Origin of the sequence: Flavobacterium sp. FPG59, assembly GCF_002150205.1 — a bacterium.
In the GTDB taxonomy this organism is placed as follows: Bacteria; Bacteroidota; Bacteroidia; order Flavobacteriales; family Flavobacteriaceae; genus Flavobacterium.
The window spans coordinates 1-13200 of sequence record NZ_MTCA01000076.1; the positions used below are offsets into that span (position 1 = coordinate 1).

12 protein-coding genes are annotated in these 13200 nt (G+C 31.9%); 8 read left to right on the plus strand and 4 right to left on the minus strand.

All coding sequences use genetic code 11. The features are described from left to right. Positions 1-298: 298 nt before the first annotated feature. Positions 299-466: a hypothetical protein gene (locus tag FPG59_RS16575; RefSeq protein WP_176330721.1), complete on the minus strand. Its 168-nt coding sequence runs from the start codon at positions 464-466 to the stop codon at positions 299-301. A gap of 378 nt (positions 467-844) precedes the next feature. On the opposite strand from FPG59_RS16575, the gene FPG59_RS08615 reads away from it, so the two are divergent. The 3 genes from FPG59_RS08615 (at position 845) to FPG59_RS08625 (ending at position 6247) form a co-directional block, all read left to right on the plus strand. Further along, positions 845-2554 (plus strand): AraC family transcriptional regulator, encoded by a 1710-nt coding sequence (locus FPG59_RS08615; RefSeq protein ID WP_086454210.1) that lies wholly within the window; start codon positions 845-847, stop codon positions 2552-2554. Between the two features lie 149 nt (positions 2555-2703). Beyond that, positions 2704-4413 (plus strand): AraC family transcriptional regulator, encoded by a 1710-nt coding sequence (locus FPG59_RS08620; RefSeq protein ID WP_086454211.1) that lies wholly within the window; start codon positions 2704-2706, stop codon positions 4411-4413. Between the two features lie 127 nt (positions 4414-4540). Beyond that, a complete protein-coding gene (locus FPG59_RS08625) occupies positions 4541-6247 on the plus strand; it encodes a S8 family serine peptidase (RefSeq protein ID WP_086454212.1) in 1707 nt (568 codons plus the stop codon). A gap of 110 nt (positions 6248-6357) precedes the next feature. Here the strand turns inward: FPG59_RS08625 and FPG59_RS08630 are convergent, their stop codons facing one another. The 3 genes from FPG59_RS08630 to FPG59_RS08640 all read right to left on the minus strand — a co-directional run bounded on the left by FPG59_RS08630 (position 6358) and on the right by FPG59_RS08640 (position 8400). Beyond that, positions 6358-7320 (minus strand): hypothetical protein, encoded by a 963-nt coding sequence (locus FPG59_RS08630; RefSeq protein WP_086454213.1) that lies wholly within the window; start codon positions 7318-7320, stop codon positions 6358-6360. A gap of 149 nt (positions 7321-7469) precedes the next feature. Then, the gene (locus FPG59_RS08635; RefSeq protein ID WP_086454214.1) at positions 7470-8162 is read right to left on the minus strand and encodes a hypothetical protein; all 693 of its coding nucleotides are present in this window, start codon (positions 8160-8162) and stop codon (positions 7470-7472) included. A gap of 58 nt (positions 8163-8220) precedes the next feature. Continuing rightward, positions 8221-8400 carry a hypothetical protein gene (locus FPG59_RS08640; protein WP_086454215.1) on the minus strand — a complete coding sequence of 60 codons (180 nt, stop codon included), beginning with the start codon at positions 8398-8400 and terminating at the stop codon, positions 8221-8223. Between the two features lie 152 nt (positions 8401-8552). On the opposite strand from FPG59_RS08640, the gene FPG59_RS08645 reads away from it, so the two are divergent. The 5 genes from FPG59_RS08645 (at position 8553) to FPG59_RS08665 (ending at position 12984) form a co-directional block, all read left to right on the plus strand. Further along, positions 8553-8996 carry a GNAT family N-acetyltransferase gene (locus tag FPG59_RS08645; RefSeq protein ID WP_086454216.1) on the plus strand — a complete coding sequence of 148 codons (444 nt, stop codon included), beginning with the start codon at positions 8553-8555 and terminating at the stop codon, positions 8994-8996. Between the two features lie 11 nt (positions 8997-9007). Further along, entirely contained in the window at positions 9008-9436 is a 429-nt protein-coding gene (locus FPG59_RS08650; protein WP_086454217.1) for a hypothetical protein, read from the plus strand. Between the two features lie 129 nt (positions 9437-9565). Beyond that, entirely contained in the window at positions 9566-11032 is a 1467-nt protein-coding gene (locus tag FPG59_RS08655) for a lipopolysaccharide biosynthesis protein (RefSeq protein ID WP_086454218.1), read from the plus strand. 218 nt (positions 11033-11250) lie between these two features. Next, on the plus strand, positions 11251-11685 hold the full coding sequence (gene dut / locus FPG59_RS08660) for a dUTP diphosphatase (RefSeq protein WP_086454219.1): 435 nt from the start codon (positions 11251-11253) through the stop codon (positions 11683-11685). A gap of 288 nt (positions 11686-11973) precedes the next feature. Continuing rightward, positions 11974-12984, plus strand: a complete 1011-nt coding sequence (locus FPG59_RS08665; RefSeq protein WP_086454220.1) for a sugar nucleotidyltransferase — start codon at positions 11974-11976, stop codon at positions 12982-12984. Positions 12985-13200: the final 216 nt, after the last annotated feature.

Sequence of the window (13200 nt, forward strand, 5' to 3'; positions counted from 1 at the left end):
TTAGTAAACTAGTGGGAACTGAAAAGATAGACTTTTCAAACAAATTTTTTATGTTTAAGGTTCTTGATGACAGAACTTATACTTATTGATTTAGTTTTGACATATCGTTGGCTCTCATTTTAAAATATATCTTTATGAATACTACAGTAATAAACAATCTGTAGGCTCTATATACCCAAATATTAACAGGGAAAGAGAATATTTCGTAGGTGTCTCTGATCTCAATTAAGGAATAAATTAAGTTTATGGTAAATAAAATTCCAAAGAATAAATAAAAGTTTTTGGGTAGTTTCATTTTTTAGTGATTGTTAGGTAGTGTTCCCATTAGTCCAGCCATAAATTTGGCCCAATCAGAAATTAGCCCAACTGATGCAGCAATAAGCACGAAAAGTGCAGTGAAAGTCGGTTCTTTTATAGTTTTTACTTTAGCACTATTTAGTTGATTTAAAAATGGTTGTAAATTCATTTTTTTATTTTTTTAAAATCCTTTTTTTTAAAAAGTTTCTCGAGAACTTTTATGCTCATTTTTTAATGGAGATCGTAGCTTTATAAACTCCATGCTCTGTATTTTTTTTAAGGGTTACCTACCAGCTGAATTATTCCCTTTTTTTGGTAAAGCTTATATTTTTTGACTATCGTTTTATTTTTTAATGTTTTTCATTTCTGAGGTCAAAACTAGGATTGTTGTTGATGATGTGCAAATTCTTGTTATCGGAATTCACGGAATTCCGATAAGTTATATTTTTAAAATAATGAAAATCAAGACAATACAAATAACCTAGAAATGTAGTTTTTTACAGCATTTTAATTTAGATAATCTACTTTTGTACTAAACCAAACTACAATGACTAACCAACAATTTTTAAAAATAGTGCTTTTGGTACTGTTTCCTTTATTTTTGTGTGCACAGACAAGTAAGCCGATTCAAAAGTCGGATTCTTATGAAGATTTAAAACAGGCCTTCATTAAGAATCAAGGAAATGATAAAAAACAGCTTTACTATGCAAATGCCTACATACAACGGGCTCGTAAGAATAATAGTTGTATTAATCTTTCAAGAGGCTATTTTTTATTGTCGTTTTTGTTTAAGGGATCAAAAGCTATTCAATATTTAGATTATTCAATTTCATACGCAAAAAACACAAACGATACAAAATTCCCTGCAGTGTCCTATTCCAAAAAGGGATATGAACTAAAAAAACAATTGCGGTTTAAGGAGGCACTTGATAATTTTTTTATTGCTGAAAGGATAGCAAAAAAAAATAATTTAGATTTTTATTATAACGTAAAGCATTCTATCGGGATACTACGCTCTGAAGAGTTGGGTCAGGTTGAAGAAGCACTTGTCCTTTACAGAGAATGTTTCAATTATATGAAGGATAAGGAAGTAAGATCTCCCAGTTATGCAGTAGAATTTCACAGTGTTTTGTTTGCTTTAGCTGATGCCCATAAGTCATTGAACACTTTAGATTCTACAAGCTATTACAATAGATTAGGTTATCAAGAATCACGAGCCACCAATGACTTACATTATACGCCATTGTTTATTTTAAATGAAGGAGCCAATCAAGTACTGAAGAAAAATTACAAAAGTGCTTTAGATAGTATTTACAAAGCATTGCCTCAAATTATAGAACAAAAGAATTATGGAAACGTTTTGGCATCATATTACTATCTAGGTTTAGCTCACGCGGGTAGTGGAAATCGAGGAAAAGCAATTCAAAATTTCGTCAAGGTTGACTCCATGTATGGTAAAACGAAAAGAATAACCCCAGAATTTATTAGCGGTTATCCTTTTTTAATTTCCCACTATAAGGAAAGAAATGATAAAGAAAATCAATTGAAATATGTTAGCAAGTTAATGTCTATCGATAGCACGTTACAAAAAAACTATAAGCAATTAAATAAAGTTTTAGTAAAAGAATACGATACCCCGCACTTAATTGCAGAAAAAGAAGCCTTAATACAATCTTTGGAAAAAAAGCAGTCTGCTTCTTATATATGGATTCTAGTTTTAGTTGTGGGCGTTGCTGGCTTGATTGGATATCAATTTTACTTAAAAAAACAACACCAAAATCGATTTGAAGCAATTCTGAATCCAGCCATATCTATTGAAGAAAATCGTACTGTTCTAGAAACGCAGCTTACCACGCCTGATGCTAAAGAAAGTCAAGTACAACAGAGTTTATCAAATGAAATTGTACTTGAATTACTGGAAAAATTAACAGTATTTGAAAACGATAAAGGCTTTATTGAAAACACAATTTCTATTCAGAAACTGGCTTTGGAGTTGAATACCAACACTAAATATTTGTCTAAAGTTATTAATGAACAAAAAGGAAAAACGTTTGTACAATACATCAATGAGCTTCGTGTAAATGAAGCAGTTTTGCAATTACAAGTACAACCTATTTTGCAAAATTATACCATAGCTTCCTTAGCAAGTGAGTTTGGTTTTAATTCGGCGGAAGCCTTTTCTGCTGCTTTTTATAAAAAGTATAAAATCAAGCCTAGCTTTTTTATCAAAGAATTGAGTAAAACTAGAGCAAGTTAACAGTTTTAAAATAAGCCAATTGAATTTTAGGTATCGGAATTTTAATGATTTCAATATGAAAAAATCGATACCGTGTAAAACCCTTTAAAATGTAGTTTTTTACAGCGTTTTAATTTATATAATTTACTTTTGTGCTAAACCAAACTACAATGACTAACCAACAATTTTTAAAAATAGTGTTTTTGGTACTGTTTCCTTTTTTTTTATGGTCGCAGACAAGTAAAACTTCTAACAAATGTGCAGTATATGAGGATTTAAAAAATGCATTCATTAAGAATCAAGGTAATGATGAAAAACAGTTGTATTATGCGAATGAATATTTAAAAAGAGCACGCGCTAGCAATAGCCGCATAAATATATCCAGGGGTTATTATATGTTAGCGCACATGTATGAGGGAGCTAAAGCAATGCAGTTGTTGGATAATTCAATTGCTTATGCAAAAAACACAAATGATACAAAGTTCCCAGCGTTGTCCTATTCTAAAAAAGGATATGAACTAAAAAAACAGTTTCGATTTGCTGAAGCACTTGATAATTTTTTTATCGCTGAAAGGATAGCAAAAAAAAACAATTTAGATTTTTACTTTAATATAAAACATTCGATAGGTATGCTTCGCTCTGAAGAATTAGGTCAAGTGGAAGAAGCTCTTGTGCTTTACAGAGAATGTTTTAATTATTATAAAGGGAAAGATGTTAGGTCTCCTAATTATGCAATTGAATACCATAATGTTTTGTTCGCTTTAGCTGATGCTCACAAATCATTAAACAATTTAGATTCTACGAGTTTTTATAATAAATTGGGTTACAAAGAGTCGAAAGTTACCAATGACCAATATTATATTTCATATTTTATTTTAAATGAAGGTGCAAATCAAGTATTAAAGAAAAACTATAAAGCAGCTTTAGATAGCATAAATAAGGTATTACCTAAAATAGTTTCAGATAAAAACTATGGCAACATACTGGCATCTTATTTTTATTTAGGAAAGTGTTATGCGGGTATGGATAATGAAGAAAAAGCGATTAAAAATTTTATAAAAGTGGATTCTATGTACCGCGTTAGAAAAAAAATTACACCGGAATTTGTAGGAGGTTATTCTTATTTGATTGAGTATTACAAGCAGACTGGAGATAAACAGAATCAACTAAGATACTTAACAACCTACATGGAAATAGATAGTGTGTTGCAAAAAAATTATAAACACTTGAGTAAAGTTTTGCGCGATGAGTACGATACCCCGCACTTAATTGCAGAAAAAGAATCCTTAATACAATCTTTGGAAAAAAAGCAGTCTGCTTCATATATATGGATTGTACTTTTAGTTGCGGGTGTTGTAGGATTGATTGGCTACCAATTTTACTTAAAAAAACAACATCAAAATCGATTTGAAGCAATTCTGAATCCAGCCATATCTATTGAAGAAAATCGTACTGTTCTAGAAACGCAACTTACCAAGCCTGATGCTAAAGAAAGTCAAGTACAACAGAGTTTATCAGATGAAATTGTACTTGAATTACTGGAAAAATTAACAGTATTTGAAAACGATAAAGGCTTTATAGAAAACACAATTTCTATTCAAAAACTGGCTTTACAACTCAACACCAACACTAAATATTTGTCTAAGGTAATTAATGAACAAAAAGGTAAAACGTTTGTTCAATACATCAATGAGCTTCGGGTAAATGAAGCAGTTTTGCAATTGCAAGCACAACCTGTTTTGCAAAATTATACCATAGCTTCCTTAGCAAGTGAGTTTGGTTTTAATTCTGCTGAAGCCTTTTCGGCTGCTTTTTATAAAAAGTATAAAATAAAGCCTAGCTTTTTTATCAAAGAGTTAAGTAAAACGAGAGCTAGTTAACGGTCTTAAAAAAAGCAGATAGAATTTTAGATAGCGGAATTCACGGAATTCCAGTAACAACTTTACATTTCTATTTACAGGAATCGTTCAACTTTAATACATTTGAACCATTAAAATTACCTTAACTATGAAATCATTGCCGCTTTATTATTTTACTTGTTTTCTTTTTATTGCAAATTTTGGAAGCTGTTTTTCTCAAGAGAAAACGACAAGCAGTAATTTACTCACCACAAAGCAAGATGGTTCATTAAATAATTGGTTTCAGAAAGATTACTTGCAAGACGGAATACCTGGAATTTCTCTAAATAAATGGTTTGGTCAAAATACCAAAAAGCCAAAAAAGAAGGATATAATTGTAGCCGTTATTGATACCCAAATCGATTTAAAACATGAAGATTTATTGGGTCAAATTTGGACTAATACAAAAGAAATAAATAATAATGGTATTGACGATGACAATAACGGTTATGTTGACGATGTAAACGGTTGGAATTTTGCTGGTACTAAAAGTGGTGGTTTCATAGTTTGGGGGAATTTTGAATTTGTAAGAATCATAAGAGAATGGAATTTTAGATTTAAAGATAAAAAGGAGAATCAGATAGCATCAAATGAACTTTATGATTATCGAGAATATCTTAGAGCATTGCAATTGTTTGATAATCAGAATGCTGATTATAAAAACTGGTTAGAAAATCAAAAATATAGTATTTTAACTTATCCAATAGCTAGAGATAGTTTAAAGCATTATTTTCCGAAAGAGGACTATACTTATAAACAATTAGATAGTCTTTACAATAAATATAAAATAAATGATAAAACGTATAGACAAAGAAGAGAGGATAAGGACTATGATATAGGAGCAATGGTTGGTTTTTTGAAGCGAAAATTTGAATTAAACGAAAATACTTTAGAAGATATTATAGAGACTAAAATACAGGTAGATTCGATAGTTAACAAAAATTTGAACTTAAATTTTAATGAACGTGAAGCTCTAGGGGACAATGCTTATGATCTACAAAAAGGGTATGGTAATAATTTAGTTAGTAACAACAAAGTTGGTTATAGAAAAATTCAAGATCATTGCACAAAGGTTTCAGGAATTATAGCAGCAAATAGAAATAATGATTTTGGAATTAATGGAATTTTAGAAATGGTAAAGATAATGCCTTTAAATATTTCTTACTCTGGCGATGAACACGATAAGGATATTGCAATGGCAATTTATTATGCGGTTGATAATGGAGCGAAAGTCATCAATATGTCATTTGGAAAAGAATTTTCTTTGCATAAGAAATGGGTAATAGACGCTTATAAATATGCCGAAAAGCATGATGTTTTGCTGGTTCATGCTGCAGGGAATAATAGTTTTAATGTTGATGAAAACCCATATTATCCTAGTGATGTTGATTACGAAAACCCAGATGAAGTTGTAGAAAATTTTATAACTGTAGGTTCAATATCTCAAAAAATAGATAGTAATTTTGTGTCTGAATTCTCTAATTACGGTAAAAAAAATGTGGATTTATTTGCTCCCGGAGATAAAATTTATACCACCACTTCAGGAAATAGTTATGCGTATGATTCAGGAACTTCACTAGCAGCACCTATGGTTTCTGGAACAGCGGCTTTGATTTGGTCTTATTATCCTAAACTTACAGCTAAGGAAGTGAAACAAATTATTCTAGAATCGGGAACGGCTTATGACATTGAGGTTTTGATCCCAGGCGGTGAAGGTAAAAAAGCTAAATTTTCTGAACTCTCTAAATCAGGGAAAGTCCTAAATGTTTATAATGCGATGCAACTCGCCGAAAAAGTGAGTAAAAAGAAACGATAATATCTTGTTGAAAGTTGAAACAAACTTTTGAAAAGCTTAAAATGGGTTTAACTTTTTGGGGGCAGTTCAAGTTGAACCCTTTTGCTTTATAATACAATAGAATGTTTTAGTTAAAAATCAGTGACAACAAATTTACCATTTGTAATATTGTGAATCAAAGCGCCATTATCATAAACTTGCAAGTCCATTTCGCCTCTAGTTACTTTTTCGTCATTTATAGTTGTATGCTCAAGAATGGTATAACTGCCAGCTGTTTGGAATTTTTTCCAATCTTGGGGTCGAATCCATAATAGTTGAGTGGCTCTAAAAATCCCAGTGTACTGCTCAAGATCAATTCTATTTTCTATGGTGTTTTGGTCAAAAGTATAGGTTCCTTTATCAAAATTCCACAAATCTATTTTCGATTTAATAATGGCACGGTATCCGTTATTTGAAAAAAACCGAAAATTATACTGGTTTACGGGTAAATTAGGATCATGTGATCCAGAGTTAAAGTTAGTAGCAAAAGTTAAATTATTTGTTTCAAAATGTAAATCACTTGTAAAACTAGTACATGTTGTTGCTTTTACTTTGTTAGACATTATTTTTCCGTTAATTTTCTTTCTTTTTTGAGGAACGTCCAACATTGGAGTATTTGTCTCAACTTTTACTAATTCTCCAGAAAAATTAAAACTTAAATTTTTGCTTGAATCGTCATAAACAAAGTTGTCAACAGTAAATAGTCCTTTAAGGTTAAAATCGGGAGTGTCAAATGGACTAGTACTTTCGCCAAATCTAGTATAACTTACTTTTTTAAGGATCCCTTTTTTAGTTATCGATAATTCAAAAATAAAATGAGGTTCTTTTTTTCCCTTATCATAAATGATTGAAACGAAAATAGAATTACAATTTTCATTGACAACAAATGATTCATTTACGATTTTGAATTTTTCATTCTCAATTTGAAGATCTATAGATTGTTCAATGACTTTGTTAGTTTCTTCGTCTTTGATGCAAGACCATATAAACAGTAAAAGGACTATACCTGTCACTTTTATTAAAACATGCTTGAATGACTTTGTTCTATACATCATTTATAAATTATTATTTAATATTAAAATCCTGGAACTTCATATTTTGTATTTTATCGCATGCTTTGTTTATGTAATAAAACGTCAATTAATTAAGATTCTAAATTATACATTTTAGTAAAAAGCTAAGTTTTGCTAATTTCAAGTTAGATTCAAAACTTTTTTCCAACTTTGAAGCCTAGTCTTATCAATTCATCATATCCTCCTCCTGTTTTAAAGAAATATTTATCTCTTATTACAGGGAGTTGTGCTCTAATGTTTATTCCAACACTGAAATTGTTTGGCAAAATATAATCGTAACCTATTGATGATAGATTGACAACTGTTTCGGTGTTTTTTACCATATACGTTGGTTCCGTATTTTGAATTACAGCTTCATTACTTTTGAGATTAAAAGTATATTGAGTAAAATTTTGGTAAGTGATTCTTTGAATATTGTATCCTAATCCATTTGAAAAATATAGAAAGTGCTTTGGTTTGTTTATTAAATTTAAATAAAAATGAGAAGCAAAAACGATTTGACTTATTGTTTTGTTTTGTTTAAACGAAATTTCATAATTCTTGATTTCATTAATATTTATCGTTCTTTCATCACCGTATGAAAAAACAGCTGGTACATTCTTGAATGAGCTACGTTCTAATGACATTGAAATACCATATCGTTTTTTTAAATTGAAATAATATTCCATTTCTAAACCTTTAGTCCTATCGCCAATACTTTGATCACTAGACGCTTCAATATAACTTGCAGATATTTTGCTAAATTTATAATTCGTTTGTGCTTGTAGATTTGAAAAAAGCATAGTAGCAATTGCTACTATGCATAATGTGTTGTTAATTTTCATTTATTGAACAATTTTTGTTAAATAAGGTTTAAAATAATACTGTAACTTTTAGCTGTTCTTACCAAGCATTTTGAATTGGAATAATGGTATGTACTAATTCTCGTTTCAATAATTCCTGTAAAACTAGCTTTGTAGAGTTGTGTATGCAAATACTTGTTATCGGAATTCCGTGAATTCCGTAAATCATACTTTTTAAAACACTGTAAATTAATATTTTAAAAAAATTAATTTTAGCCATGAATGCAAGCTATAAACTGTTGTTTCAAGAGTTTCGCTATACATACCACTTATTTATTTTAAAATTTTCGATTAGATTTCTAAAAAATTCATCCCATTATGACTTTTAATCTCATTCCTTTTTCTCTAATTTTACATTTTTGAAAAGCAAATATGAAATTAGAACTTAAAGAACTGACTACTAAACAGGAAATGCTAGCTAACATTGATGTGATGCGTTTTTTGTACCCAACATTTACCCTAGAAAAATACGATGCGTATCTCACCGAGATGATTCCGCACAACTACAAGCAAATAGCAGTCTATGAAGACGGTGTTTGTGTGGGAACTTCAGGATTGTGGTCTGGGACAAAATTGTGGTCTGGTAAATATTTAGAAATTGACAATTTTATTGTACATCCAGATCATCGTTCAAAAGGAATAGGTAAAATAATGACTGATTATGTAGATGCAGTAGCCAGAGAAACAGGCTGTAACATGATTGTACTTGATGCATTTACGGGTAATTTTACAGCACATCGGTTTTATTACAATCAAGGATACGCGCCTAAAGGCTTTCATTTTTTAAAAATTATTAACGAAGATGGTTTAAGCTAAAACGCATTAGTATGAAAACAAGCTTTGTAAATATCCTATTTATAGTGTTCGTATGTAGTTTTATCTCTTGTGGAACAAATCAAGATTTTCAATCGCACTTTCCTCAAGAAATAAAAAAAACATTTGTCCAAAAAAACACTTTTTTTATAGAGTTTGATCAACCATTGTCAGCAAACTTACAACTCATTTCAGTTCATTATAACAAGCAACACGCAGCTTTGCAAAGTGCTTCACAGTTATCGTTCACAGGAATCTTGAAAGCTACTGCAGCATCCACTGATCTTATTTTGGACGCAGATCCAGCCAAAGAATATGGCAATAAAGCACCCGCAATACACCAACCCCAATTTAAGCTAGAACCTAACCAAGCCGTTTTAGAATATAAATTAAATCACAAAACGTATTTTTACAAAACACAAAACGTGGTAATCCAGCAATAGCTTAAATAAGAACCGTTTTAGAAAGGCTATACATCAAGCGGGTGGTAGACCAAAACAAAACCCTACCGAAAGCAATTTCAGCAAAGAATTTCTTATTTTTGTTGCTTTAATTTTAATATACATATCATTTTGGGATTATATAAAAGTCTTTTTAAACAAACAGCTATTTACGGTCTAGCCACGGTTATTCCCAGGATGTTTAGCTTTTTTTTAGTACCCTTGTACACAAAATACCTACCTGTAGAAGAGTTTGGTAAAGTGTCTATGATTTTTGCTTGGCTTATTATTTTTAATGTTGTTTTGTCCTATGGTATGGAAACCGCTTTTTTTAGGTTTTACAATAAAGAGAATGATAAAAAATCGGTTGTTGAAACTGCCTCAGTATCTATCTTTTGGACCTCCTTATCTTTTTTATTTTTAGCGCTACTGTTTCGCAATAAATTAGCCCTATGGTCAAATATAGATGTTCAATACATCACCTATACCATTTGGGTTCTTGTACTAGATGCGCTAGTAATCATTCCCTTTTCTAAGTTAAGAGTACAACAAAAACCGTTGCAGTATGCCGTTATAAAAATAGGAAACGTAACAGTCTATCTTTTGCTCAATTTGTTATTCCTAGTGTACTTGCCACATTTCGCAAAGTCAAATCCGAGTCATTTTTTTAGTACATTATTCCAAGAAGAGTATCAAATAGGCTATATTTTTGTGTCAAATATTGTAGCAAGTTTGCTCACTTTTGTAGTATTGTCACCTGATTATTTAAAACTAAAATGGCATTTTGATTACCAGCTTTGGAAACGAATGATGCAATACGGAATGCCTATTATGGTAGCCGGACTCGCATTTGCCATCAACGATCAGTTTGACAAAATTTTATTGGGTAAACTATTGCCAGCAAACATTGCCGATGCAGAGGTAGGAGTGTATTCCGCATGTTACAAACTCGGTTTATTTATGGTCTTGTATCGTACTGCTTACACCTTAGGTATCGAACCTTTCTTTTTTAGCCATGCTGATAGTAAAGATGCACCACAAACTTACGCTACCATAACCAAATATTTTGTCATTTTTGGGTCGTTCATATTACTCTCCGTTATCGTTTTTGCCGATGTTTTAAAGGTAATTATGATTCAGGACGAGTCCTATTGGGAAGCCATGAAAGTAGTGCCCTTAATTATTCTAGCTAATTTTTTCTTAGGCATTTACACCAACCTTTCCGTATGGTACAAACTCATTGATAAAACGTATGTAGGCGCTTACATCTCAATCGTAGGAGCCATCATCACACTAGCGCTCAATTACCTGCTAATCCCAACCATGAGTTATTACGGTTCGGCCATAGCCACCATAGCCGCTTATGGTAGCATGATGACCATCTCTTATTATTTCGGAAACAAATATTACCCCATACCGTATGACAGCCGTAAAATTTTTATGTATCTCTTGATTTCAATCGGTTTTTCAGCGATTTCATTTTACGGATTCCGTGAGAATTATTTCGTAGGAATCCCGTTATTGCTCGTGTTCCTTTATTTTATATACCACAACGAAAAAGAATTATTAACCCAAATACTCAAACGTAAAGCCAAGTAGTATCAAATTTTCTAGGAGCTTATCGCGCCCTTCGTTTCAAGCTTTTTCCTAAAATTGTTTTTTTCTACGGCTCAAAAGGAGCTTCTTGCAGTCGCTCTTTTCACCCTCGAAAAAAATACAATTTTATAAAAAAAGGCTTTCCACTTCGGTCACGGCTAAAAAAGCGCACTTCCTAAAAAGACAATCTGATCCTGAAAACTAGCTCAAATAAATACATTATGAATATCAATATCATCAACAAATCACAACACGACTTGCCTAGCTATGAAACCATCGCCTCCGCAGGAATGGATTTACGAGCCAATATCACAGACTCAATTACCTTAAAACCATTAGGAAGAACCATCGTAAAAACAGGTCTTTTTATAGAACTACCTATTGGTTACGAAGCACAAGTAAGACCACGTAGCGGACTAGCCGCAAAAAATGGCGTAACCGTACTAAACGCACCCGGAACTGTAGATGCGGATTATCGTGGAGAAATTGGAGTAATTTTAGTAAATTTATCCAATGAAGATTTTACCATTCAAAACGGGGAACGCATAGCGCAATTAGTTATCGCAAAACACGAACGCGCCGAGTGGACTGTAGTTCAGGAACTGACAGAAACTTCAAGAGGTGAAGGTGGTTTTGGTAGTACGGGAGTGAAGTAAACAGTCGCAGTATTCAGTGTGCAGTGTTAAGTCAAAGTAATCAGTCACAGTTAACAGTTTTAGAAAATTATTAAACGAGAAATTTCAAATATAAAGTGTCAAAAATCCGTTTAATCTTTTAAATCTGTGGTTAAATAAAATAGAAAAACTTTGCGAGCTTTGCGAAATCCTTCGTGAACTTTGCGTTTAAAAAGTAAAAGAAATTTAATAATTCAAAGATTGAAAAATTTTAAAGATTTGTGATAATCATTAAATTTTTCAATCATTTAATCTTTCAATAAATAAAGCATGAAAATAATCGTTCCTATGGCGGGTCGTGGATCACGCCTTCGCCCACATACATTAACCATTCCTAAACCATTAATTCCTGTTGCGGGCAAACCAATCGTACACCGTTTGGTTGAAGACATCGCAGGAGTTTTAAATCAACAAATTGACGAGGTAGCTTTTATCATTCATGAAAGTTTTGGTCAAAAAGTGGAAGAAGAACTTTTGGCTATAGCTACAAAACTAGGTGCCAAAGGAACTATTTATTACCAAAAAGAAGCCTTAGGAACAGGTCATGCCATTATGTGTGCCAAAGATTCCTTGAGCGGACCAGCGGTAATCGCTTACGCAGATACCTTAATTCGTGCCGATTTTGACTTAGACAAAGAGGCCGACAGCGTAATTTGGGTAAAACAAGTTGACCAACCAGAAGCTTTTGGTGTAGTAAAATTAAATGCGAACAATGAAATCGTTGAGTTGGTTGAGAAACCAGCTACGTTTGTATCTGATTTGGCGGTTATCGGGATTTACTATTTTAAAGATATCGCAGTACTTAAAAACGAATTGCAGTTGGTACTTGACAATAACATCATTCACGGTGGCGAATACCAAATCAATGACGGAATCAAACAAATGATGGCCAAAGGCATGAAATTTGTCCCTGGCAAAGTGGAGGAGTGGATGGATTGCGGTAACAAAAACGTGACTGTAGAAACCAATTCTAGAATGTTAGGATTTTTACATAATGATGGTGAATCCTTAGTTGATGAAAGTGTAAAACTAGAAAACGCAACTATTATACCACCATGTTATATTGGTAAAAACGTGGTGTTAGTTAATGCTACTGTTGGTCCAAATGTTTCCCTTGGTGATGGTTGTCATGTGGTAAATAGTACGGTAATAAACAGTTTGGTACAAACACATTCGCATATCAAAAATGCAGTTTTAGACAATGCCATGATTGGAAATCACGCTAGTTTTGACGGGAATTTTACTAGCATCAGTATTGGGGATTACTCCGTTTTAGAGTAAAAAAGTTCAATTCATTGTAGATGGTAAGAATAAAAAATGTCCTTTTTTTCAACATATAAGTCATGTAAGCTTTAGTTTCAATTGTGCTAGCCAATATGACTTATATGTTTCAAAAGAACTTGTAAAACAGTTTTTTTAACCGTTAAGAGATATAATAAAATTAAGTTTTTTGAGAATAAATTTCGGAAATCTTAAATGACCTTATGTGTCTTATAT